The sequence below is a fragment of the Halobaculum roseum genome (genome assembly GCF_019880245.1).
Taxonomy (GTDB): domain Archaea; phylum Halobacteriota; class Halobacteria; order Halobacteriales; family Haloferacaceae; genus Halobaculum; species Halobaculum roseum.
On sequence record NZ_CP082288.1, the window covers coordinates 13,356 to 37,688 of the forward strand.

General features: G+C 66.3%; 22 protein-coding genes. 6 read left to right on the forward strand and 16 right to left on the reverse strand.

Annotation, left to right across the window (positions count from 1 at the left end; genetic code table 11):
* Positions 1–157: 157 nt before the first annotated feature.
* The 3 genes from K6T36_RS16500 to K6T36_RS16510 all read left to right on the forward strand — a co-directional run bounded on the left by K6T36_RS16500 (position 158) and on the right by K6T36_RS16510 (position 2,780).
* Positions 158–598 (forward strand): metal-dependent transcriptional regulator, encoded by a 441-nt coding sequence (locus K6T36_RS16500; RefSeq protein ID WP_222923826.1) that lies wholly within the window; start codon positions 158–160, stop codon positions 596–598.
* A gap of 117 nt (positions 599–715) precedes the next feature.
* The gene (locus K6T36_RS16505) at positions 716–1,873 is read left to right on the forward strand and encodes an ABC transporter substrate-binding protein (RefSeq protein WP_222923827.1); all 1,158 of its coding nucleotides are present in this window, start codon (positions 716–718) and stop codon (positions 1,871–1,873) included.
* Complete coding sequence (locus K6T36_RS16510) at positions 1,866–2,780, forward strand: NAD(P)/FAD-dependent oxidoreductase (protein WP_222923828.1); 915 nt, start codon at positions 1,866–1,868, stop codon at positions 2,778–2,780. The genes K6T36_RS16505 and K6T36_RS16510 overlap by 8 nt, the downstream gene beginning before the upstream one ends.
* Before the next feature lie 35 nt (positions 2,781–2,815).
* Here the strand turns inward: K6T36_RS16510 and K6T36_RS16515 are convergent, their stop codons facing one another.
* The 6 genes from K6T36_RS16515 to K6T36_RS16540 all read right to left on the reverse strand — a co-directional run bounded on the left by K6T36_RS16515 (position 2,816) and on the right by K6T36_RS16540 (position 11,771).
* Positions 2,816–3,883, reverse strand: a complete 1,068-nt coding sequence (locus tag K6T36_RS16515) for a phosphotransacetylase family protein (protein ID WP_222923829.1) — start codon at positions 3,881–3,883, stop codon at positions 2,816–2,818.
* Positions 3,880–6,066: an acetate--CoA ligase family protein gene (locus K6T36_RS16520; protein ID WP_222923830.1), complete on the reverse strand. Its 2,187-nt coding sequence runs from the start codon at positions 6,064–6,066 to the stop codon at positions 3,880–3,882. Before K6T36_RS16520 ends, K6T36_RS16515 begins: the two co-directional genes overlap by 4 nt.
* A gap of 284 nt (positions 6,067–6,350) precedes the next feature.
* Positions 6,351–7,055: an endonuclease III domain-containing protein gene (locus K6T36_RS16525; protein WP_222923831.1), complete on the reverse strand. Its 705-nt coding sequence runs from the start codon at positions 7,053–7,055 to the stop codon at positions 6,351–6,353.
* A 236-nt stretch (positions 7,056–7,291) separates the two neighbouring features.
* On the reverse strand, positions 7,292–7,954 hold the full coding sequence (locus tag K6T36_RS16530) for an NEW3 domain-containing protein (protein WP_222923832.1): 663 nt from the start codon (positions 7,952–7,954) through the stop codon (positions 7,292–7,294).
* Positions 7,947–8,951, reverse strand: coding sequence for a CARDB domain-containing protein (locus K6T36_RS16535; RefSeq protein ID WP_222923833.1), 1,005 nt, complete (start codon positions 8,949–8,951; stop codon positions 7,947–7,949). The genes K6T36_RS16530 and K6T36_RS16535 overlap by 8 nt, the downstream gene beginning before the upstream one ends.
* Positions 8,952–8,954: 3 nt before the next feature.
* A complete protein-coding gene (locus K6T36_RS16540; RefSeq protein WP_222923834.1) occupies positions 8,955–11,771 on the reverse strand; it encodes a PKD domain-containing protein in 2,817 nt (938 codons plus the stop codon).
* A 192-nt stretch (positions 11,772–11,963) separates the two neighbouring features.
* On the opposite strand from K6T36_RS16540, the gene K6T36_RS16545 reads away from it, so the two are divergent.
* Complete coding sequence (locus tag K6T36_RS16545) at positions 11,964–12,998, forward strand: two-component system sensor histidine kinase NtrB (protein ID WP_222923835.1); 1,035 nt, start codon at positions 11,964–11,966, stop codon at positions 12,996–12,998.
* Between the two features lie 82 nt (positions 12,999–13,080).
* Here the strand turns inward: K6T36_RS16545 and K6T36_RS16550 are convergent, their stop codons facing one another.
* From K6T36_RS16550 to K6T36_RS16570, 5 genes are all read right to left on the reverse strand, one after another.
* Positions 13,081–15,432 (reverse strand): hybrid sensor histidine kinase/response regulator, encoded by a 2,352-nt coding sequence (locus K6T36_RS16550; protein ID WP_222923836.1) that lies wholly within the window; start codon positions 15,430–15,432, stop codon positions 13,081–13,083.
* A 111-nt stretch (positions 15,433–15,543) separates the two neighbouring features.
* Entirely contained in the window at positions 15,544–16,044 is a 501-nt protein-coding gene (locus K6T36_RS16555) for a hypothetical protein (protein ID WP_222923837.1), read from the reverse strand.
* Between the two features lie 157 nt (positions 16,045–16,201).
* Complete coding sequence (locus tag K6T36_RS16560; RefSeq protein ID WP_222923838.1) at positions 16,202–16,774, reverse strand: ABC transporter permease; 573 nt, start codon at positions 16,772–16,774, stop codon at positions 16,202–16,204.
* A complete protein-coding gene (locus K6T36_RS16565) occupies positions 16,775–16,921 on the reverse strand; it encodes a CBS domain-containing protein (RefSeq protein ID WP_222923839.1) in 147 nt (48 codons plus the stop codon). It abuts the gene before it with no gap.
* Between the two features lie 165 nt (positions 16,922–17,086).
* Positions 17,087–17,401, reverse strand: coding sequence for a hypothetical protein (locus K6T36_RS16570; protein ID WP_222923840.1), 315 nt, complete (start codon positions 17,399–17,401; stop codon positions 17,087–17,089).
* 166 nt (positions 17,402–17,567) lie between these two features.
* On the opposite strand from K6T36_RS16570, the gene K6T36_RS16575 reads away from it, so the two are divergent.
* Positions 17,568–19,310 carry a cytochrome c oxidase subunit I gene (locus K6T36_RS16575; protein ID WP_225935263.1) on the forward strand — a complete coding sequence of 581 codons (1,743 nt, stop codon included), beginning with the start codon at positions 17,568–17,570 and terminating at the stop codon, positions 19,308–19,310.
* A gap of 44 nt (positions 19,311–19,354) precedes the next feature.
* On the opposite strand, the gene K6T36_RS16580 is transcribed toward K6T36_RS16575, so the two are convergent.
* From K6T36_RS16580 to K6T36_RS16595, 4 genes are all read right to left on the reverse strand, one after another.
* Complete coding sequence (locus tag K6T36_RS16580; protein ID WP_225935264.1) at positions 19,355–20,398, reverse strand: hypothetical protein; 1,044 nt, start codon at positions 20,396–20,398, stop codon at positions 19,355–19,357.
* A gap of 397 nt (positions 20,399–20,795) precedes the next feature.
* Positions 20,796–21,701 carry a DUF7847 domain-containing protein gene (locus K6T36_RS16585; protein ID WP_225935265.1) on the reverse strand — a complete coding sequence of 302 codons (906 nt, stop codon included), beginning with the start codon at positions 21,699–21,701 and terminating at the stop codon, positions 20,796–20,798.
* The gene (locus tag K6T36_RS16590; RefSeq protein WP_222923843.1) at positions 21,701–22,153 is read right to left on the reverse strand and encodes an ArsR/SmtB family transcription factor; all 453 of its coding nucleotides are present in this window, start codon (positions 22,151–22,153) and stop codon (positions 21,701–21,703) included. Before K6T36_RS16590 ends, K6T36_RS16585 begins: the two co-directional genes overlap by 1 nt.
* A gap of 90 nt (positions 22,154–22,243) precedes the next feature.
* On the reverse strand, positions 22,244–23,053 hold the full coding sequence (locus tag K6T36_RS16595) for a DUF7847 domain-containing protein (RefSeq protein WP_222923844.1): 810 nt from the start codon (positions 23,051–23,053) through the stop codon (positions 22,244–22,246).
* Between the two features lie 252 nt (positions 23,054–23,305).
* Between K6T36_RS16595 and K6T36_RS16600 the strand changes: the two genes are divergently transcribed.
* Positions 23,306–23,740: a DUF488 domain-containing protein gene (locus tag K6T36_RS16600; protein WP_222923845.1), complete on the forward strand. Its 435-nt coding sequence runs from the start codon at positions 23,306–23,308 to the stop codon at positions 23,738–23,740.
* A gap of 272 nt (positions 23,741–24,012) precedes the next feature.
* Here the strand turns inward: K6T36_RS16600 and K6T36_RS19210 are convergent, their stop codons facing one another.
* Positions 24,013–24,168, reverse strand: coding sequence for a DUF7563 family protein (locus K6T36_RS19210; RefSeq protein WP_425601417.1), 156 nt, complete (start codon positions 24,166–24,168; stop codon positions 24,013–24,015).
* Positions 24,169–24,333: the final 165 nt, after the last annotated feature.

Genomic DNA, 24,333 nt, shown 5'->3' on the forward strand with positions numbered 1-24,333 from the left:
GTTACACCGGAGCAACGGGGTGGACCGATCGCACCGACAGAATTTTTATTTTTTAGGTAGACCGAAAAAGCATGCGAGACGGATTCGGGTCGGGACCCGCCGACGGAGGGCCCGCGATCCCGGAGGACAGCCGCGAACCGCCGGAGGGAAGGGGCGGATGAGCGGTTCGGCGCAGTACCTACTCGCGCTGTTCATCTGTGAACACCGGCAGGACCCGCCGATACGGACCGGGACGGTCGCCGACCGGCTCGACCGGACGCCGGCGTCGGCGACGGAGATGATGAAGGATCTCGCCGAGGAGGGATACGTGGAGTACGAGCCGTACGAGGGGGCGACCCTGACGGAGGCGGGTCGCGAGCGCGCCGAGGAGTTGCACGAAACGTACGCCGCGCTGTCGTGGTTCTTCCGGGGCGTCCTGGAGTTGGAGGACCACGAGCGACAGGCCCTCGAGATCGCCGGTACGCTCGGTCCCGATGCGGCCGAACGGCTCGCCGACTCGTTACTCTCCTCGGACCCGGACGAGTTGCCGGACCGGTTCTCCGAACCGTCCGCCGGCGACGAGTCGCCCCCAGTGGACGCGGAGACGGAAACGGAGTGACGGTCGCTCCACAACCTACCGCTCGTTGACGGTCGTGTGGCCGCGAACGATTCGTCGGCGCTCTCCCCCGTGCCGGAAATGAGAACGTTTAGTATGTTTTAGGCTAACCTAAAAAATATGCCAGGAGAGATCCCACGGACGCGCCGGGACGTACTGGGCGGAGCTGTGATCGGCGCCGGACTGCTCGCGGGCTGTGCGGGTCGATCGAACGACGGTTCGGAGACGCCGTCCGACACTGAGACGACGACCGACGAGCCGACCTCGACTCCCGACCCGGGATACTCGGTGACGATGGAGCCGGCAGGGACCGTAGAGTTCGACGAGGTACCGGAACGGTGGGTGCCGTTCACCGGCGACTACGCCGACATGGGCGTCGCGCTGGGGCAGGCCGATGGGCTGGCCGGGATCGGGATCCCGGGCCGGTACGGCGCGCATCTCTACGAAGAGCTGCCGGGCGTCTCCGTCGACACCGACGAGCTCACCGCCCTCTATCAGGACGGCACGGGCAAGGAGATCTTCTACGAGATCGACGCCGACGTGCACGTCATCGACCCGAACTTCATGACCAACCGGCTCGGCTGGAGCCGGAGCGACGTGGACGAGGTCGCCGAGAACGTCGCGCCGTTCGTCGGCAACACGACGTTCACGCGAGTGTACGACTGGCACGACTACCCGCACTACTCGATGTACGAGGCGTTCGGGAAGCTCGCGGAGGTGTTCCGCGAGCGGGAGCGGTACGAGGCGTTCCGCGACTATCACGACGAGATCCTCGCGGACGTGCGGGACCGGCTGCCCGCTGAGACGCCGGACGTCGCGTTGCTGTATCCGGCCGACATCCCGCCGGAGGGGTTCTACCCGTACCTCGTTGGGGAGGGGACGACCTCGAAGCACTGGCGCGACCTCCGGGTGGGCGACGCGCTCGCGGCCGCGGGCGTAAACGACGCGCAGGCCGGCGGCGGCGTCCTCGACTTCGAGACGCTGTTGGAGATCGACCCCGACGCGCTCGCGATCCGGCTCCAGGGCGAGATCACCGAGGACTACTTCGACGAGAACGTTCGGTCGTACCTGGAGAACCACGAGGTCGCGAGCGAGCTGACGGCCGTCGAGAACGACCGAGTGATCTACGGCGGGCTCACCTACCAGGGGCCGATCATCAACCTCTTCCAACTCGAACAGGCCGCACAGGGCCTGTACCCCGACGAGTTCGGCGGCGAGGAGCTGTTCGATCGCGAGCGGGTCGCGAACATCGTCACCGGCGAGTTCGGCGATGCCTGAGCCGGACCACGGGGTCGTCGTCGTCGGGGGCGGCCCGACCGGAACCGGCGTGGGCGTGTTCACCGCCCGCTACGGCCTCGACACGGTCGTGTACGACCGCGGGAACGCGGCGCTCGCGCGGGCCGCGTTCATCGAGAACTACCCGGGCTTTCCCGGCGGGATCGACGTCGAAACGCTCACAGAGCTGTTTCGCGACCACCTCGCGGAGGCCGGAGGCGACCGCAGGGAGGACCTCGTCGAGTCCGTCGAGCGCGACGATACCGGGTTTCGGGTGACGCCTGCGGACGGGGAGCCGGTCACCGCCCGGTACGTCGTCGCGGCCGCGTGGTACGACGCGTCGTACCTCCGGGCGCTCGACGACGGCGACCAGTTCTTCGAGACGCACGAGCACCACGGTGAGGTGCGTGAACAGCTCGACCGCGACTTCCCGAACGACGACGGGAGCACCCCCGTCGACGGCCTGTACGTCGCCGCGCCGACCGACGGACGCAACGACCAGGTCGTCGTCGCGGTCGGCCACGGCGCCCACGTCGCCCGCACGGTGCTCGCCGATCACCGTCGGTCGGAAGGGTTCTCTGGCGGCGTCGTCCCCCACTATGACTGGCTCCGCCCGGACAGCGAGTTCACTGGCGAGTGGGCCGACCGCGACCGATGGCGCGAGTGGTTCGACAGCGAACTCGATGCGGACGACGATGTCCCGGCCGAGCGCATCGACGACCTTCGCGAGCGGTACATCGACCGAGCCTTCGATACGTGCCTGTCGGAGGAGGAGATCGCGGCGCGCCGCGAGCGGGGCCACCGACGCCTCGCTGAACACCTGGATTCGGACATCGTGCTCGATGCGATCGACGACGAGGAGATCGCCGCGTACCTCGCAGACAGCGACTCGAACGAATCAAGTTCGTAGCTGGAGGCGTCCGGGTTGCGGGGTTTACGGGTAACTCAGTCTCCGCCGGCCCCCAATAATGCCTCCACGTCCGCGTGCGTCTCCAGCAACTCCCGCATCACTTCGACCGTCCGCGCGTCGCGGGTCCGGCCGCTCCGGATCACGTCCTCCGCGCGATCGACGGTCGTGAGCGTGTCCGAGGCTACCGATAACACCGGGAGTCCAGCCTCCTTCGCCTTTCCGAGCACCGACCCGGAGGGACGGTGGCCGCCGGTGAGCACCAGGCAGCGCACGCTGTTGGCCTCGACGGCAGCCGTGGCGATGTCCGAGCGGTCGCCGCCGGTGATGACCGCGGCGTCGCGAGCGCGACGGAAGTGCCGCAGTGCCTCCTCGGCACCCATCGCCCCGACCATGAACCGCTGGACGAGCGCGTCCCCGTCTCCCTCGACGAGCACCTCCGCGCCGAGTTCGTCCGCCAGCGCCGACACGGTCACGCCGGCGAGCTCCGGACTGCGCGGCAGCGCACCGAGCGTGTCGACGCCGCGGCTCGTGAGGAACGGGATGGTATCCTGGTCGACATCGTCGTACACGGCGTCGTCGACGCGGTTGAACAGGACGCCCGCGAGTCGGTCGCCCACGTCGTCGACGGCCGCCAGCAGGTCGTCCACGTCGCCGGGTTCCCCGTAGTCGGCCACCAGCAGCACGTCGGCGTCGATCAACTCGGCCACCTCGGGGTCGGTGAGGTCGACGACGCCGCCGGTGCGGACGTCGCCGCCGCCCTCGACGAACATTGCGTCGACGTCCGCCGCGAGCCCGTCGTACGCCTCCGCGATGCGCTCGCGGAGCTCGTCGGGGTCCTCCCGGCCGCGGATCGCCCCCTCGATGAACGTCGGCGAGTAAACGATCGGCTCCATCTCGTGCATCTCGGCGTCGGTGCCGAGCAGTTCTCGCGCGAGCATGGGGTCCTCGTCGAGCGTCTTGCCGACGACGCTCTGGAGGCGTGTCCCCTTCGGTTTCATGTAGCCGACCTCGCGGCCGCGCTCGGCGGCGATGCGCGCGAGCGCGAGCGTGACGGCCGTCTTGCCGGTGCTCTCGGCGGTCGATGTGACGAGTAACGGGTTCATGACTGTGACTCCAGCTCCTCGGGGTCGACGGTGAGTCGCAGGTCGACGGCCCGGACCCCGTCGGGCGTCGCGACCAGTGGGTTCACGTCCAGTTCCACGATGCTCGGGAAGTCCGCGACCAGCTGTGACACTCGCCTGACGGCGTCGACGACGGAATCGAGGTCGACCGCCTCGCGCCCGCGGGCGCCGCGCAGCAGGGGCGCGGCCTCGATCTCCTCGGTCATCTCGGCGGCCTCGTCGCGCCCGACCGGCGCCAGGCGGAAGGTGGTGTCCTCCATGATCTCGACGAACACGCCGCCCAGCCCGAACATGACAAGCGGCCCGAACTGCGGGTCGGTGTGGCTGCCGACGATCGTCTCGACGCCGTCGTCGAGGTCGATCAGCTCCTGGATCTGCACGCCGAGGATCGTCGCGTCGGGCTGGTAGTTGCGTGCCCGCGACACCAGGTCCTCGTAGGCGTCGCCGACCTCCGCGACCGGGACGCCGACCTTGACGCCCCCGATGTCGGACTTGTGGAGGATGTCCGGCGAGACGATCTTCATCACGACCTCCTCGCCGATCCCCTCGGCGATCCGCTCGGCCTCGGCGGGGTCGTCGACGACCGCGCCCTCGGGCGTCGGGATCCCGTAGGCGTCGAAGATCTCCATCGCCTCGACGCCGAGGCGATTGTCCGACCGTTCGGTGACCGAAGAGAGGATCTCGCGGACGCGCTCGCGGTCCGCGTCGATCGGCTCGGGCTCGGGATACGACCGCCCGCGAACCTCGCGGTACTCCGCGAGCGACTCCAGGCCCCCGACCGCGCGCGCCGGGTCGAAGTACGACGGAACCCCGCGTTCGCGCAACACGTCGCGGGCGTCGGCGAGGCGACCGCCGCCCATTAGGCAGGCGGCCATCGGGACGCCGTGCTCGTCGGCGGCGTCGGCGATCATCTCGCCCAACTCGCCGAAGTCTAGCGTCGCCGTCGGCGCGGTGATCACCACAACCGAGCCCACGTCCGGATCCCGGAGGGCGATGTCGAGCGCCTCGCGGAACCGGTCGACGCTCGCGTCGCCGATCACGTCGACCGGGTTGTACACGTTCGCCTCGTCCGGGAGCGCCTCACTGAGGCTCTCGACCGTCCCGTCGTCGAAGCTGGCGAGGCGGAGGCGCTCGGCGTCGCCGACGGCGTCGGTCGCCATCACGCCCGGGCCGCCGGCGTTCGTCACGACGGCGACGCCGTCCGATTCGGGCACGTCGCCGCCGGCGAGCGCGCGGGCGGAGTCGAACAACTCCTGAACCGATTCCGCCCGGAGGACGCCGGCAGCATCGAGGCCGGCCTCGTAGGCCCGGTCCGATCCGGCGATGGCGCCGGTGTGGCTGGAGGCAGCCTGCGCGCCGGCGTCGGTGCGGCCGGACTTGACGACCGTCACGGGCGTGTCGTCGGTCGTCTCGCGGGCGGCGTCGACGAACGCGCGGCCGTCGTCGATGCTCTCGAGGTAGCCGACGACCACGTCGGTGTCGGGGTCGTCGCCCCACGCGCGCACGAAGTCCGTCTCGTCCAGGACGGCCTTGTTACCCAGCGAGACCACGTCCTTGAAGCCGATCCCCTGTTCTTTCGCCCAGTCGACGACGGCCGTGACGAACGCCCCCGACTGGCTCATGAACGAGACGCCCCCCGCGGGCGGCGCGTCGGGGCCGAACGTGGCGTTGAGCCCGCGCGGGCTCGACATGACGCCGAGGCTGTTCGGACCGACGAGGTTCAGGTCGTACTCGGCGGCGACGGATCTGAGCTGCTGTTCGCGGTCGGCGCCCTCGGCGCCGGTCTCGCCGAAGCCGGCCGTGAGCACGACGACGTTCCGGACCCCGGACTCGCCGCACTCGCGGACCACGTCGATGACGGCGCCCGGCGGGACCGCGACGACGGCCATGTCGGCGTCGGCATCGGCGACCGATCCCACACACGACAGGCCCAGCACCTCGTCGCGGCTCGGATTGACGGGGACGACCTCGCCGTCGAACTCGGCGATGAGGTTCTCCGTCACCGCCCGGCCCACCGACCCCTCGCGGTCGGTCGCGCCGACGACCGCGACGCGTTCCGGGGCGAACAACCCCGTGAGCGCACCGCCGCCGTCGGCCGTCACCTTGCCCCCGAACGACGTGTCGCCGTCGATCGATGGGTCGCCCGGCTCGTGGTCACCGCTCATCGCCCACCTCGCGTCGTCGACCGGGGCGTCGGCCGCCCCCGATCACGAGTCGACGGCGTCGGTCGGCCGACCGCGTCGGGACTCGTCTCGTACACATCACCGTGCGGCGGTTCGCGGCCGGGACACAAGAATCCATCCGCCGTTGTCAGCGGCTGGACCCCGCGAACGGTCGATCCGACGGTTCTACCGGAGGATCTATTATCTTCGTTCGTTGGTGACCCGGCGCCGCGTCCCGCGAGCGCGTCCGTTACCTCGTTCCGCGAGAGGGTTCGCCGGTGGGCCGGCTAACACCACTCGCAATCGCAGTATCGCTCGCACACCGGGTTGTCGCAGTCGGGACCGCGCGCCGAACAGTGGGTCCGCCCGTGTTCGATGAGCAGCACGTGCATCGGGTAGGTGAGTTCGTCCGGGATCGTCGCGTCCAGCACGTCGTGGGCGCGGGCGTTCGACGCCGACTCGGGGACGAGCCCGAACCGCTTGGACACCCGCTCGACGTGGGTGTCGACGGCCATCGTCGGCTTGCCGAAGTGGAAGTTGAGGACGACGCTCGCCGTCTTCGGGCCGACACCCTTGATCTCGGTGAGCCACTCCTTCGCCTCCTCGGTCCCCATCGCGTCGAGGAACGCCAGCGAGTACGCGCCGCCGGTCTCCTCGCGGATCGCCGCGAGCGCACGCTGGATCCGCGTCGCCTTCGTGTCGGCGAGGCCGGCGACGCGGATCGTCTCCGCGAGCTCGTCGGTCGGGGCCGATTCGATGGCCGCGAAGTCGTCGTACCTCGAAAAGAGACTCTCGGCGGCGCGGTCGGTGTTCGCGTCGGCGACGTTCTGTGAGAGGATCGTCGTCAGCAGCTGTCGGACACCCTCGCCCGGGTCGGCGTCGCTGTCGGCGCCGTGGGCGTCGCTGGCGCCGACAGCGCCGTGCAGTTCGACCAGTTCGGCGTGCAGGTCACGGACGGCCGCCTCGTCCCAGTCCGCCGATCGTGTCGACATATCACGTCGTCGGAGCCTGTGCGTCTTCAAGCACGCGGCCGCGCGACGACCGGGACGGTCGACGAGCAAATCCGAGGGAATCAGCAAGAGTTACCTACTTTGTCGATCGAGTACGAGCGGGTCGAACCGGTCCGAACCGTCGGGCCTCGGCCCTGTTGACACCACCCGCTGGACGGGGCGATCGGCCGTCGCCCCGGTCCGGTTTCCCGCGTGTCGTTCATCGCGCGACGCCTGCATCACTTCCGTCGACGAGTCGCCAGCGCCGCGGCGGTCAACAGGAGGCCCAGCACTGCCGGTACCGGACCGAACCCGGGCGTCTCCACCGAGGTGCGCAGTCGCTCGAGTCGCGACCGGGCGTCCGATCCCATCGGCGCGCCACCCCCCGAAGCGGCGTCGCTCGGCGTGGTCGTCGCGTCCGCCTCTCGCACCCTGATCGTGGTGCTCGCCGATGCCTCTCGATCCGTCCCGTCGCTCAAGGTTCCCGCCACCGTTCCCTCGCCCGCGGCGTCGGACGGCACCGCGACCACCACGGTGAACTTCAGCGTCTCGCCGGGATCGACCGCCGTCCAGAGCCACTCGTTCGTCGAGTCGCGGAACGCGGCGTCGGTTCCCGACCACGAATCGAGCGTCCAGCCGTCGGGCAGCGATGCCAACCGCAACACCGTGGCGGGCGCGACCGCGTCGCCTGCGTTCTCGACGGTCACGCCGATCTGAACCGTCTCGCCCGGCTCGACGGTGTCGCGAACCGGATCGAGCGAGAGACCGATCCCGTCGTCGGACTGGGCGGCGACTCCCGCCGTCGCCGTGGCAGCGACCACCAGCACCACGGCGATGGCGACGCAGCCCCACCGGATCCGCCGGGAGCGGGCGTCCGTACCCGTGTGTGACCGGTCACGCATCCGTCTCATCCTCGTTCGCCTCGATCCATTCGGTGACGAGTTGCTGGAGCGTCCCGGTGTCGACGGTCTCGCCGCCGGTTCCGGGCACGTGCGTGTCGTTCGTCCAGTGAGTGATCGCCGTTCTGATGTCGGTCGCGTCGAGCTCCCCGGACTCCCCCGCGATGGCCTCCCTGACGGACTGGGCCGTCTCGCGCACGTCGAACGAGTGCGTCACCGACTCCACGACCGAACCGTCCGCCTCCAGCGTGACCGTCACCGAGTGGGAGCCGGCCCGACGCCCGGAGACCTCGATCGCCACGTCCGTGCGGTCGCCGCCCGCGAGGGACCCCACCTCGTACGACGACCGGGCCGGCTCGACGCCCTCGTCGGACTCGACCGTCACCGAGAGGTCGGCGGATTCCGCGTCGCCGACGTTGCCGACGGTCGCGACGAACTCGACGGTGGTTCCACGCGTCAGCTCCTCGGGTGCCGAGTTCCCCAGGATACTCGGGGTCGCCGTCAGCGACGCCTCGGAGGCGACCGACGAGGCCGTGTCCGACGCCTCGCCGATGTCGCGTTCCGTGTTGCGGACGCGGTTCGTCGTCTCGACCAGCTCCGACCCGTCCCGGGTCCCCTCGAAGAAGTTCACCGCCTCGACGAGAAAGCCCGTCCTCGTCAGATCGGTCTGTGCGGCGTTCCTCGTGAACGCGAGCAGATCCTCCCGCTCGGATTCGGTGAGGGTGCCCTCCTCGACCGCCGCCATCGCACGCTGAGTGCGCGCCTGGAACTCCCGTCCGTTCCGTTCGTACGCGTCGGCGATCTGCCCGAGGATGGTTCGAGCGAGCACCCGACGGTCGTTGTCGACGGCCGTCGAGAAGTCGCTCAACAGCGAATCGACGCTCGACTCGGTGTCGTCGATCTGTACGGCGTATCCGACGGCCGCCGGGAGGTCTCCCTCCGCCAGCGCGCTGCGGTACTCGTCGAACAGCTCCGGTATCTGGGTGGATGTGTCCTGCATCGGTCACCCCCTGATGGCGTTGAACAGTCCGAGATGATGCGTCACGTTGATCTTCACAAGCGCACCGATCCCCCCGCCGGTCGCGAACGCGTCCACGACGCCGCCGGCGACGAACAGGACGACCGAGCCGATCGTCTTCGCGACCTCCCAGAGGCTGGGGTCGTTCCAGAGGCGATACACCGACTCCGTAAGCGAGAACGACTCGCCGAACTCCTTCGCGTCCCGGATGAGCCCCTGTGTGTCCTCGGCCTCGTTCGCGATCGAGTGTGAGGCGTCCGTCGCCGCGGACATGGCTGCGTTCGTGTCGCCCCTGAGCCCGCTTTCGGCCACGCGCTCGGGCGTGAGGAACTCGTAGAGGAAGTCGATGCCGGCCGCCAACGACGCCGGCGTCGACCCGACGAACGACCCGACGAGCGGGGAGACCCCGGCCGCCATCCGCGTCTCGGCGTAGTACTGGATCGACGTCGACACCGTGTCGATTATCCGTTGGACGGCCGCCTCGACGGCGTCGTTGACGGCACCGATCGTGTTCAGCCCGCCGGCGACGATCTCGCCGACGATCGTGTTGGCCTCGTAGTTGATCTTCGACATCGCGTCGATCTTCCGGCCCAACATCCCCTTCAGGATCGTCTTCACGGCGTCCTTGGCCTTCGACTTCGCCGTCGACAGGATCGCTTTCGTTCCGAGCCCGACCCCCTGTGAGACCTTCTTCGCGATCGAGACGACGGTCAACACCAGCTCCATCGCCGTGTTGATCGTCGGGAGCGCCATCTCCTGGGCCAGGTCGGCCCGATTGCTGCTCAGTTCGTCGGCGGGGCCGATGTGTTCGAGCGTGTGTTCCGTGACGCTCAGTCCCGAGTCGAGTCGACGGATCGCGTCGATCGCGGTGGCGTGATCGATGTCCCCCCGTTCGACGGCGTCGGTGAACGCGCGGTTCGCCCGTCGCGCCTTGGCGGTCGCGTCGAGGTTCGCGACGGAGATCGCGTCGACCCGTTCGGCCGTCTCTAGGTGCGCCGACGCGAGCGAGTCGAGCGGGCTCTCCGTGACGGTCACCGTTCCCCTGGTCGTTCCTTTCGCGCCCGCGTCGTCGACGACGGTGAGCGTGATCGTGTACTCCCCGGGCGACTCGTACGCGTACTCGACCCTCTCTCCGGTCGCGTCGCGGCTTCCGTCGCCGGTCAGGTCCCACCGATACTCCCGGATCTCCCCGTCCGGATCGGTGCTCGCCGACGCGTCGAATCGGACCGTCTCGCCGGCCATCGGTTCGGTCGTCGAGCTGTCGAACACCGCCGACGGAGGCTCGTTCTCCGGTTCGGCGACCGACACCGTCCGTTCGACCGCGTCGCCGGCGCCGTCGTCGTCGGTGACACGGAGGACGACCGTCGCGTCGCCGGCCTCCGCGAAGGTGTGTTCGACCGACGGACCCTCCGCATCGACGCTCCCGTCGCCGCCGAAGTCCCACTCGTAGCGCGCGATCGACCCGTCCGGATCGGCGGCGTCGGAGGCGTCGAACGTGGCCGCCGAGCCCGCGACCGGCGGCGACGGGGAGACCTCGAACTCCGCCGTCGGGGGTCGGTTCTCGGCTTCGCCGACCGTTATCGACCTGCTCGCGCGGTCGGTCGCCCCGTCGTCGTCGGTGACCCTGAGGACGACCTCGTACGTCCCCGCGCGCTCGACCGTTCGCTCGACGGTCCGCCCGGTAGCGTCGGTGTCGCCGTCGCCGTCGAGGTCCCACTCGTACCGCCGGATCGAGCCGTCGCCGTCGCTCGCGCCGCTCGCATCGAACGTGAGCGTGTCCCCGACCGTCGGCGACTGTGGTTCGATCCGAAACGCCGCCGACGGCGCGGCGTTTCCGCCGCCGACCGCGACGGTCCTCGTCGTCACAGCCGTGGCCCCGTCGTCGTCGGTCACCCGGAGCGACACCGGGTACTCGCCGCTGCTGCCGTAGGAGTGGACGACCGTCTCGCCCGTCGCGTCGTAATCGCCGTCGCCGTCGATGTCCCACGCGTAGCCGACGATCGAGCCGTCGGCGTCGCTCGCGTCGCTGGCGTCGAACACGACGTCGTCGTCGACCGTCGGCGACGAGGGCGCATATTGGAACGCCGCGTTCGGCACCTGGTTCCCGCCGCCGACGGTCTTCGCGACGACGGAGTCCCAGTACGCCGTGAAGTCCCCGCTGTTGAGCGTGAGATACGAGATGTCCGTCTCCCAACTCGCCGCGTCGACGGTCGTCGTTCCCCTGCTCGACCCGCCGTCGATCTCGTACTCGAGCGTGACCTCGTCGGCGCCGCCGTCGTATCGGTAGGTGATGTCGTAGCCGACCCACTCTCCGGGCGAGAACGTGCCGACCGCGACGTTACCGGGTGCATACAGCGTCCCGTCTCGGTGCATCGTGAGGATGGAACGGCTGGACCCGTCGGACCAGCCGCTACCGGCGTCGGTCCGCAGCTTGAGACGCGCGTAGTACTTGTCGTGGCAGCCGAAGGAACCGGCAGCGCCCGGGAGGATCGCCCCCGAGAATCGAACCGCGGTTTCGCCGGGATGGCCACCGATCGGCGCGTTCGCGATCGCTTCCCAGCAACCGCCGTGGCCGCCTTTGATCCGCAGCGACCTGCTCCCGCCGTGTGACCGTTCGCTCACGACCGACTGATCCGTGGCTCCGTCCTTCCTCCATCCGTCGGGATACCCGCCGACTGAGACGGACTCGAAGTCCTGGTCGAGCCCCGAAAACGACGCCCGCCCCACCGTCGTCCCGCCGACGGCGATCGACGCGGCTGCGCCGAGCCCGAGGAAGGTCCGTCTCCCGAACTGCCGATTCATACCGATTCACATACATATTCGTCGTATATATCTGTCCCATTATACACATATTGTTACCACGGAATGATCTGTCGGGTACGGATGTATGCTCCGGCAGTGATCGGACGGTTCAACGACGACGACGGCTCCGACCCGAGATCGTGACTACGGGTGGTTTTTCCGTGTTCGCACCCTCAAGACGGTAGTCTAGCAATGGACCCCGACATCCCAGTCGCCCCCGACGACTTCTTCCGCGCCCTCGTCGAGAACACCGCGGAGGGGATGTTGACGATCGACGAGGAGAGCACGATCCGGTACGCGAACCCGGCGATCGAGGACCTCCTCGGCTACTCGCCCGAGGAGCTCGTCGGCGAGTCGAAGATGGTAATCATCCCCGAGCGGCTCCGATCGATCCACGAGGAGGCGCTCGCTCGGTACGTCGAGTCGGACGAGCGGAGCATCGACTGGGACGGCATGGAACTCCCCGCGCTCCACAAGGACGGTACGGAAGTGCCGACGCTGATCAGCCTCCGTGAGCACACCCACGAAGACGAGCGATACCTCACCGGCATCGTCAGGGACATCTCCCAGCAGCGCGAGCGCGAGGCGGAGCTTCACGACCAGAAGGAGCGCCTCGACGACTTCGCGGACATCCTCGCACACGACATCCGAAACTCGCTGTCTGTCGCGCAGGGATACACGGATCTCGCTCGCCGGGAGCACGACGCGCCCGAGCTCGACACCGTGTCGGAGTCGCTCGACCGCATCGAGAAGCTCGTCGCCGACATCCTCGCGCTGTCGAAGGAGGGACGCTACGTCGGAGAGACGGAGCCGGTTCCGATCGCCGCGTGTGCCCGCGACGCGTGGAGAACCGTCCACGCCGACACGGCGACGTTCATCGTGGAGCTGGGGGAGGCGACGGTCGACGCCGACAGGAGCCGGCTCCAACAGCTCTTCGAGAACCTGTTTCGGAACGCGGTCGACCACGTCGGGGAGACCGTCACCGTCCGCGTCGGGAGCCTCGCAGATGACGACGGGATCTACGTCGCCGACGACGGCCCCGGCGTGCCGCCCGACGTTCGCGAGGAGGTCTTCGATCACGGGTTTTCGACGCGCGACCACGGGACCGGATACGGGCTGCCGATCGTCCGGCAGATCGCGACGGGACACGGCTGGACCGTCGACGTGGTCGACGGCGAGACCGGGGGCGCCCGCTTCGAGCTTCGCGGGCTCGACATCCGGTCGTGACTTCGGGGCCGATCTCTCCCGGTTCCGTCTCGTCGGACGCCCGCCTTCCGGTTGCATCTCGTCGACTCCGTCGACAGGGGTCCTAGTTCTCGACGGTGTCGACGCCGGTCACCTCGAACCGCGCCCCGCCGTCCCCGCCGTCGACGACATCGATCTCCCAGCCGTGTGCGTTCGCGATCTCCCGGACGATGTACAGTCCATACCCCGTACTCGCGTCGTCGGTGGTGTATCCGGGCTCGAACGCGGTCTCGCGCTCGTCGTCGGGGATCCCCGGGCCGTCGTCCGCGACGTAGAACCCGCCGGGGACGTCGCCGACGGTGATACGGCAGTCCTCGCCGGCGTGTTTCACCGCGTTTCCGATCAGGTTCTCGAAGAGCTGTTTGAGTCGGCTCGGGTCCGCACGGACGGTCCGGTCCGTCTCGACGACCAGCTCCGCCTCAGCCGTGTCGGTGTGCATCCAGCACTCCGAGATCGCCGAGGCGAGCTCGACGGGTTCGAGGTCCCCTTCGTCGTGTCCACGTCGCGCGACCGCGAGCGACTCCTCGAGCAGCGAGAGGGCCCGGTCGACCGCGCTCGCCGCGGGATCGAGGTGGTCGGAATCCGTCTCCTCGCGGGCCAACGAGATCCGTCCCTGCGCGACGTTGAGCGGGTTGCGGAGGTCGTGTGAGATCAGCCCGGCGAACTCGTCGAGCTGCTCGTTGCGCCGACGCAGCTCCTGTTCGTGTTCGACCCGGTTGAGCGCGGCGGTCACCGCCGTCGCCAGGATCTCGACAAATGTCTCGTCCGGCTCGTCGAATGCGTTCGGCTCCGTCGACGAGACGATGAACACCCCGTGGTCGTCGAGCGGGTGGACGATCACGCTCCGGCTCGGCGTCTCCTCCGCGAGGCGGTCATGCGTTCGGATGTCGTCGATGTGTCGTGGCTCGCCGCCGTCGAACGCGTCCCAGACGACCGCGCCGGCGGGGTCGTCCTCGACGCCCCGTTCGTACACCGGGAGTTCGTCGAACGACGACTCCACGAAGTCGGCGTGAGCCAGCAGTTCGAGCCGTCGGCCGCCGTCGCCGACGAGGTGGACTCCGCTCAGTTGCGCCCCGAGAGTCTCGCTGGCAGTCTCGACGGCGATATCCGCGATCTCCTCGGTGGTGGACGCCCGCATCAATCGCTGAGTGCGGTCCTGAAGTTCCTCGAGCACGTGCTCGCGCTCGATCCGGTGTAACACCGCGGTCGCGTGCTCGGCCAGCGTCCGCGCCATCGACACGTCGAGGTCGTCGAACGCGTCGCGTTCGGGGGAGCCGACGAGGAGCACGCCGTGATCCGACAGCGGGAGCGCCATCTGGCTGCGAATCGGCGTGTTCGGGTTGTACGGCTCAGTCTCCTCGGCGATGTCTGCGTACACGCGTGGTTCGCCCGCTTCGTAGGTTCTGCCGGCGATCCCCTGCCCGGGAGTGAACGTCGGCGGCGCCCCGACGATCTCCTCGGTCTCGCTCGTCCACGCGACCGGGACGAGTCCGTCCTCGCTCTCGTCGTAGAGGTGGACGCCGTTGAACGGGAGATCGAGCACGTCGCGGAGGGCATCGGCGGCGATCTGCGCGACCGACTCGGCAGTCGACGCCTCGACGAGTGCACCGGTCGCGGAGTGAAGCTCCTCGATCGCGTTCGCCCGGCGCTTCCGGTCGGTGATGTCGGTGTGCCACACGTACCAGCCGTCGGCACCGTCCTCGTCGGTTCCCCACGGGATCGCGCTCACCAGGAACTCCCGCTCGCCGTCGGCCGTCTCGCAGACGGCCTCTCCGAGTATCGGCTCGCCCTCGGCTATCCGAGACCGGACGGTCCGGTGCTCGTCCATGCGATCGGGGGGAATGATCACGTCGGCGATGTCCGATCCGACCACGTCGGTCGCCTCGTACCCGAACGTCTCCTCGAAGGCGGAGTTGACCGCCCGGATGCGATGGGTGTCGCCGCCGTCTACGATTTCTCCCTCGATGACCGAGTTGGGAGCGTTGTCGAACAGCGCCCGGAGTCGATCGTCCGCGGCCGATCGTTCCTCCGAACGGGTTCTTTCGACCGCCTTCCGGATCCCGTCGACGAGCCGTTCGTGTCGGTCCGTCCCCGCGTCCTTCGGGAGGTAGTCCGTCGCGCCCGCCGCGAACGCGTCGCTCGCTATCGCCTCGCTTCCCTCGCCGGTGTAAATGACGAACGGAAGATCTGAATGGTCCTCGCGCACCCGGTCGAGCAGCTCGATCCCGGTTCGGTCCGGCAGCGCGTACTCGGACACCACACAGTCGAACGCCGCCGACGCTATCCGGTCGAGCCCCTCCTCGGCGTCGGAGACGACTTCGACCACGATGTCGTCCGCGCGCTCGAAACGCTCCGCGATCAGTGCGGCTGACTCCGGCTCGGGGTCGATGTGGAGCACGCGGATCCGATCGACCATACTAACGGATCATCATTCCGTTGCCACGATATATACGTTCGGTAACAGTATCGACCGTGATTCTCTGCCGACGCGCTCGTGCGATTCGCCGTCGGTCCGTCTCCGCCCCGTTCACCAGTCGTACGTCCGGCGATCGGCTGATCCCTCGCCGGTGAGGACTGACAGCGTCGCGACGAACGTTACCGTCCCGTCGGCGACCGTCCGCGCGACGGGCGTGTCCGGGACTGCGACGGCGTAGGGGTCGACGGCGTGGCCGGCCGAATCCGTCAGATCCTCATAGAGCGCGCCGTGTGCCTCCGAGAGGGCGACGAACGCCGTCGGCGTATCGCCATCGCGGACCAGCGACGGGCCGTCCTCGTCGGCGCCCGGGACGACCACCGGGCCGGGGAGGCGGTCGGCGTCGTAGCGCAGCCGTACCTCGATGTGCTCGTCGCGGACGACGAACGCGACGCGGCACCCGGAGAGGGCGGACCACTCGTCGGTTTCGAGGCCGTCGGACCCGTACGCGACCGCCCGGTCGACCGTCCGTGCGATGTCGCGCTTGTCGGCGTCCGACAGCGGCGACCGCTCACGAGCCGTGATCGACGACCCGTCCTCCGCTGGCGACTCCATGCGCGGGACTTTCGGCCACGATACAAAACCGTTCGTTCCCGAGTATCATCCACGAAATCGAGATGTCGAGCTCTGACTGACCCAGTGGTTCGAAACATTACCAGACATACCTGTTGCTGGCGGCGAGAGCCACCGTTCTCGCTTATCCGTAGACGGGTCACGCGCCGGCAAGTTCCTGTGGCGTGTTGAACAACTTGATCCCGACGACGACCCACAGGCCGAGGCCGCCGCCACCGATGAAGAACGCGAGGTAGGCAGTCCCGACGGTGATGACCGAGGCAGTGCGGATTCCGGCGAAGATCACGGGGAGCGCGAGCGTGAGCTGGATCCTCCGGAGGATCTCCCAGTCGGTCGTTCCCATCCCCTGAGCCGCCTCGACGATCGACTCGTCGACGTCCTCGGTGCCCGCGATGGTGTTGGTGAGGATGGGGAGAATGGCGTAGGTGAACAGTCCCACGAGGGCCGTCGTGAACCCGATACCGAGGACGGGGAACACCAGGAAGATGATGGCGATAGTCGGCACCGACTGCGCGACGTTCCCGAACCCGAGGATGTATCGCTTCAGTTTCGGTCGTCGCGTCGCGAGGATACCCCCGGGGACGGCGACGAGGATAGCACAGACGACCGCAACGAGCACTAGCTGCAGGTGCGTGACGAGCAGTTGGAAGAACTGCTCCTGGTTCGCCAGCAGGTAGTCCCACGCGGCCGGGAGCTGTTGGACGATGCTCATCTATGCCCCCTCGCTGCGGCCGTCGCGGATCGCGGTCATCGTCACGATGCCGACGACTGCTCCGTCACGCGTGACCGGGAGCGCGTCGACATCGCTCTGAATGAGCTGTGAGAGCGCGACCTGCGTGCTGTCACGTCGGTCGATCAACCGACGCTCGACACCGCTCGGGAGCGGAACCCGGTACGAGAGAGGCGACAGCTGTTGACGACCGAGCGGACGGACGATGCTCGACAGCGGTAGGTGTCGTGATTGATGATCGCCAGCAGGGTTATCGGGATCGGATCCAGCGGGAGTTCCCTGACCGAGTTCCGTTCACCGGACAGTGGATAGCAGCGACGATAGAGAGCGGCCGACTACTCTCATTCGAGCCCACAGCTCGTGTGGCCATCGAGGCAGATGCCGCGGCAGATCCACGCCGACACACGTCGCTCCGACGCCGAGCGTACAGCGCTCGAACGCGCCGTCAGAGAGACTGCCCGGCTTCGAGCCCGATACCCGTTCCTCACAGGCGAACGCGAGACAGTCGAGAGACGGCTCGAACGCCCAGAGGTTGTGCGTCTCCTCGTTCACCCTGACCGCCCAGTTCGACTCCAGTAACTCGGTCGAACCGCTCTCGTACACAGTCACCACACGCGTCGTATACCCGTTCAACGAAGCCGCGTACCAACCCGTTCCGTCCGTTTGCACCGCCGTTCGGCTCCGATCGAAGATGTTCGCGATGGCGCTTACGGTACACTACCAGGATCCACGTAGCATGGCTACGGGAACCACTCAAATCGCCCTGACCGGAGTAATGGGCGTGTTTCTGCTCCTTGTGGTTCGGTGGCTGGTCCGCATCGAAAACTGGCGGTCGTACTCTCTCTCCGCCGGCGGGTCCGAAGCCAGCCATCACGAACAGGAGCACGTAGAGAAACCGAGCGGACTCATTCGATGGATCACGACTGTCGACCACAAGGATATCGGACTCATGTACGGGGTGTTCGCGGTGCTCTCGTTCGCGTGGGGAGGGATCGCCGTCGTCCTCATGCGGACGGAGCTGACGACGCCGCCGGTTGACCTGCTCAGCGAGACGTTCTATAACGCCCTGATGACGACCCACGGGATCACGATGCTGTTCCTGTTCGGCACGCCGATCCTAGCCGCGTTCTCGAACTACCTGATCCCGTTGCTGATCGGTGCCGACGACATGGCGTTCCCACGAATCAACGCCATCGCGTTCTGGTTGTTGCCTCCCGGGGCGCTGCTCATCTGGGGCGGGCTGATCCTCGAGCCGTTTCAGGTCGGCGTCGAAGGGGCCCAGACCGCGTGGACGCTCTATGCACCCCTGTCGGTCCAGCAGACGAACGCCGGTGTCGACCTGATGATCCTCGGGCTCCATCTGACCGGGGTGAGTGCGACGATGGGGGCGATCAACTTCATCACGACCATCTTCACCGAGCGCGGCGAGGACGTCACCTGGGCGAACCTGGACATCTTCTCGTGGACGGTCCTCGTCCAGTCCGGCCAGATCCTCTTCGCGTTCCCGCTGCTGGGGAGCGCGCTCGTCATGCTCCTGCTCGACCGTAACTTCGGGACGACGTTCTTCGCCGTCGAGGGCGGCGGGCCGATCCTCTGGCAACACCTGTTCTGGTTCTTCGGCCACCCCGAGGTGTACATCCTCGTGCTCCCGCCGATGGGACTCATCAGCTACATCCTCCCGCGGTTCGCTAGCCGGCGGCTCTTCGGGTTCAAGTTCGTCGTCTACTCCACGCTCGCACTCGGGGTACTGAGCTTCGGCGTGTGGGCACATCACATGTTCGCGACGGGGATCGACCCGCGACTCCGCGCGTCGTTCATGGCCGTCTCGATCGCGATCGCGATCCCCAGCGCGGTCAAGACGTTCAACTGGATCTCGACGATGTGGGGCGGAAAGATCCGATTGGTAACGCCGATGCTGTTCTGTATCGGGTTCATCGCGAACTTCATCATCGGCGGCGTCACGGGCGTCTTCGAGGCGGCGATCCCCGTCGACCTCGTGCTCCACGACACGTACCACGTCATCGCCCACTTCCACTACGTCATCATGGGCGGGATCGCGTTCGCGATCTTCGCCGGGATCTACTACTGGTTCCCGCTGGTCACCGGGCGGTGGTACCAGCGAACGCTCGGGAAGTGGCACTTCTGGCTCACCATGATCGGGACGAACATCACGTTCTTCCCGATGGTGTTGCTCGGCTACGGCGGCATGCCCCGTCGGTACGCCGGATACGACATCACCGTCGGCCCGGTCGGCTACTTCGCCGACCTCCACCAACTCGCCACGGTCGGCGTCTACATCCTCGCGATCGGACAACTGATCTTCGTGTGGAACCTCGTCACCTCGTGGCTGGAGGGACGCCCGATCGAGGACAGCGACCCCTGGAACCTCGACGAACACGGACTGCGTACCAACGAATGGGGCTGGCTCGAACAGCATCGGGAGACGGCGCTCGTCGACGGCGGTTCGGAAATGACCGATTCAGAGTCGTCCGAGAAGACATCGACCACGGACGATTGACGCCGGGTCCCTAGTTCGACTCGAACGGCCTCGGCGATGCTCGATCACCGTGATCCCACCGCGTTCATCAGCCGAATGACGAGGTAGCCGTACACGACCGCGCCCGTGAGAGCGAGTACGTCACCGGTAGTCGCCAAGATTGTGACCTCCGAAAGCGTCCCGACCACGATAAATACGAGCCCGCCCAACAGGGCGGCGATCACCAGCCACACGGTGGTCTCGGTCGCCCCCTTAAATCGACCCGCAGTGGGCGGGAAGAACTGCATCGCGAAGCCGATGATACACAACCCGAGAAACCCGAGGAGGTTCAGTTGAAGGTGCGCGGTGATCAGCTCGGAACTGACCGTTCCGAACGCGAACGAGAGGCCGAGTGATACCCCCGCGATCCCACAAATAACCCCGACAAGAACGCCGAAGAGACCGACAGTCCGTCGATCCGATCGGGCGAACAACAGGCCGTACACCCCCGTGAACCCGACCATCGCCGTCGCTTCGGCGATAGCACCGGCGATGAACGCCGGCCCGCCGCCGAGTCCGTACGCCAGCAATGCCGGGCCGAGTGCACCCGCTGGAAGGACGACGGCGACGAGTTCCTTCCGCGCCGGAACGCCGAGGAACCGCGGGGCGATACGAACGCCGAGCGTGAACACGAGCACCGTCGCACCTCCGGCAGCGAGGAGGTGGCTGACACGCGGGACGTATCCGTCCGTGATCCCTGGGAGCGGGGATCCGGGCGCGAGCAGTTCGTACGATCCGACCAGTACGTACCCGAGTGCCACTATCATGAACGGGTTCGCATACCGGTCGACCCACTCCAACTCCTCCATTCCGGCACCGGTCCCCGTCTCGCGTCCCGCCACGTTGTCCCGGATCGTCCACAGGATCGTCCCCAGAAACACGATGACGCCCAGAAACCACGCAGTGGCGCCCACGAGTTCGATGACAGGCGGGCCGACAGGGAGGGAGGCCACCGCGAGGAGTCCCGTACCGATCCCCGTCAACCCGAGTTGGATCGCCGGCGGCCACTTCGCATCCAGAACCCGTTCGAAGTAGGACGGGATCAGCAGATACCCCATCCCGAACACCATATGAAACACGAACCCGAACAGAGCCAGCACGACTTCCGTCCGGCGGGGAACTCCCGCCAGTGCCCCGAGTCGCCACAGGACGAGCGAGATCGCGCTGAAGACGACGAACCGACGCGACCAGCGACTGCTCCCCGCTGACACCATATATGTCGGAGTTCGATCGATGGGCCATTCAGTATTTCGCGAAGGGGACTCGCCTCGGCCGTTCGGTGTCGATTTTTATGGGGGCAAAGCTCACAGCTCTACCCGCTCAATGGGAAACCACTCGAACAGCAGGCGTTCGAGACCGAACGGAGGACACGACGGTTCTCTATCTCTGACGAACGTGAGCCGATCCGGATCTGTCACGCGAACACGTTCGCAGTCGCGTACGTTCTCGTTGGGTGCGATCGCCTGTTCACGACACGATTCCTTGGACGTAGATGTGTGCGTACGCGCTCGCCCACACTATCGAGAGCAGTTCCCCGACACTCGACGAGATCACGCCCAACACGGGATGCACCAACGTCATCTCCGTTTCGAGCTGGGGGACAACTGTTGGCAAATAGAGGCTGAGCGCACTTCCGATCGCGATGACACCGACAAGCAAGAACTTCGTTCGGTAGTTCGTCGTGATTCGCCAGCTCACCCGAAGTGATTCGAGCGGGCCGTACTCACCGATGACACACGCCTCGGGCGCGAACCAGAACTTGAACAGGAGAAAGAGGATCGGTACGACGAACACGATCACACCGACCGCTGCCGCGACAGGGAAACTGACCATCCCCACCGGGTTGATCGGGAGCGCGCCGACCAGAACGAGCAGCGGAAGCGACAGAAAGAACGGAATCGTCATCACCGAAAACACTGTCAGAAGGATAACGCCAACCAATGCCGGTGTGCGGCCGATGCTTCGACGGAGTCCCTCGCGTATCGTGACGGAATCGCCGGTCAGTTCGCCCGCGACGATCGTTCCCACGTAGGCGCGGAGCGAGATGACGAACGCGAAGGCAGTTACGGCCTCGATCATCCCGACCGCGGGCGTCGGGAGCAGCTCGATGGTGTCCGTCTCGAGAAGACGGTTGGCGAGGATGATCACGCCGGCGAAGGCGGGGATTGACGGATAGGACCGAAACAGGCGAACCGACCACACGAGCGCGTCGAGGACGGTTCGATTGGTGGTGGTAGTCTCGATGTGGCGGCATTCGAGACACCCACAGCCATCGACATCATCCCGGGCCCTGATCGTCGGTGCTACGTCACCCGGGGTTGTGCCGTGGCCGATAGAAGCACTTCGGGTCGCTGAGTCGGTGGATTCGCTCATTATTCGCCAGTAATGAACTGGGAGAGCGATTCGCCGGCCGCAAGCAGAATCGACGGTGGACCGAGAAGCGAGGCGAAGGCTTTGAACGCGCGTTTGAGACTCGGCCGATCCTCCTCGGTCCCGAGAAACAGGAGCGTCGGGTCTTCGGAAACGACGAAGACGCTCATCTCACGGCCTTTCTCCGAATAGCAGGTGTCGGTGACTTCGATCACGCCGGCCGATTCGAGGTTCTCCAAGTGGTAGTGGACGTTCTGCACGCTTTGGTCGAGTTGCTCGGCGATCCGCGACGGCGTCGCCGGCGTTTCGTTGAGCAGCCGAAAGATCTCGAAAGCGGTCTCGGAGGACAACGCTTCGATCACGGCCCGAGTCTCGTCGTCGTCGAGACTCAGTACGGCTGGGGTATCGCTTCGTTCGACAGCGGCGTCCGTTTGCGTCGGGAAGGGTTGTGCCATGGGTGCGGGTAGCTTCTGTAGCAGTCGGTCACGGGGACCCGGTTCGATAGGGCCTGTTCGGACCTATCGTACGTAATTGTTGGTAGGTGTTTATCGTGAATCCACGGCGGCTGGTGAGATCGCGATCAACCGCATGTAGTAGGCCGTGTAGACCGTATAGAAGTACGCGAAGCCGACCGCCGAGAAGGCGATCCCGACCGGAAGCAGGACGGCGATCGGCAACCCGAGGTCGATCGGTAGAATCTCGGCAGATCCAGTGTCCATCATCGTCCATTCGAGGAGGTATTCGGGGATGTAGAAGACGTTCAGGAGCCCGACCCATACCACCGAGAACCCGGCGACGCTTTTCAGGTTTGAACGGACGAGCCCGATGCTTCTGCGGAACGCGTCAGTGACGCTCTCGTTTTCGATGACGATCGCCGTGTCGTAGAACTGCACGAACATGATGACAACGAGGATCGACACCAACCAGAGGAGCAGCGAGCCGACGCTTGCGACGAACGCTGCCATCTCGTTGATCGCGGCGATCGCCATCGTTCCGATACCGAGGATGAACGTGATGACTCCGAGTGCGATAGCGGTTCCGAGGAACAGGAGCACGAACAGCACAGTCGCGAGGAGCAGTCGGAGGTAGTGTGTCCGGGCTGCAGTGAAAAAGTGAGTGAGCGACGCGTTCGTTCCGTCTATCGCAGCTCGGGCAGTGCCGATGAATCCGCCGAGAACGAACGGGAAGACTATCAGCCAGGCGAGCGACACGCCTGCCGAGAGAAGCGGCGATTCGACCAGGCGATCGACGTACTGCAATTGGCTTCCGCCCCCGACGAGGAGCCCGGCGACGAGCAGGATCGGATTCGCGCGGAGGGCGGTGAGTCCGTCTTTGAATGCGGAGACTGTGACCATCGTATCCACTGAGTACGGCTGTCACATCTTAGCTCGAACGTAGTATCAAAACTAGATTTAACCGTCCTACGTCCTTCCACCGCTGTTTCGTGAGTACGACAGTACCGTAGAACTCGGATTTTAATTACCGGTGCCTGGTCAACCGTTCGATACGTTGGTTGTCACCACCAGGGATGGCTGCTAGTTTCGGGGGACACAGACAGCCACCGGGAAGTTCACTACGCTGGGCGTGGAACGGGCTTTTCATAGACGATGACTTCCTCGAACCGCCTCGAGGATACGTACGTCGCGGCGCTGCAACACGATCTCGTGGATGTTCCCGCAGAGGCAACGCTGGTGGGAGTCGTTCGGCGACCGACCGGCTGGTTCCGAACGACGGTCGACGAGAACTACCCGGCACTCGGTCCCCCGTCGGACCTCCTCGACGAGTTCAAACAGCGGCACGAGGACTTCAAGATGCAGGGAATGTGTGATGAAGGCGCGCATAATGCGGCCTGGGACGAGGTCGGATTCGAGGATCGGTACCGATCACATCTTACCGACGCCGAGGAGGCCCGAGAGGCAGTCGGTGGACTCACGGACCGATTGCAGGACGGGGAACAGCTCGTCCTCGTCTGTTTCGAGAACACCGACCAGAAGCGGTGCCATCGAACGCTTCTCAAGGAACATCTCGCTACACGACTGTGAGTCTAGCCTCCCAGTTACCAGATCGGGAAGGGATCGTTCGCAACTGACGTACGACTTCGCGAGCAGTCCTCTCTCGGTGCAGTGATATTCGCGGATCTCTTTTCGGTGTATTAGCGGTCAGTTCAACATCACCTCCACACAACAACCGCTTCCCCAGTCAACTGCAGTGTACAAAGCCATCCTCAAACGTGTCCGAATACGAGGATTTCTCTAGAACAGATCGCCGACAACCTATCTTCCCTATTCTCAGTTCGCATTGTCAGGAACAGCGGTCACTGCCTCGCGCTGCGTGCTTCTCTGACACCGTTGCCGTCTCGAATGAGGTCTTCGCAGTTCGGACACACGCGAACCGTCTCCGACCCACTGGGCGCGAACACATCGACATACCGCTGCGTGACGAAGCCCTCACAGTTTCCACAGATCGGCATGTTCGTACACTTGGTGGTTATTTTATAGCTCTTTTGTCGCCAGCTGGTATGGTGAACCCATTGACGCCGTCGAGGCGACAGTTGACCGATCGCTCGAGGTTGTAGATTCCACGTGTTCGGACGGACATGGATGACCAGTCGGCGCGTTCCGAAACCACACCGGAG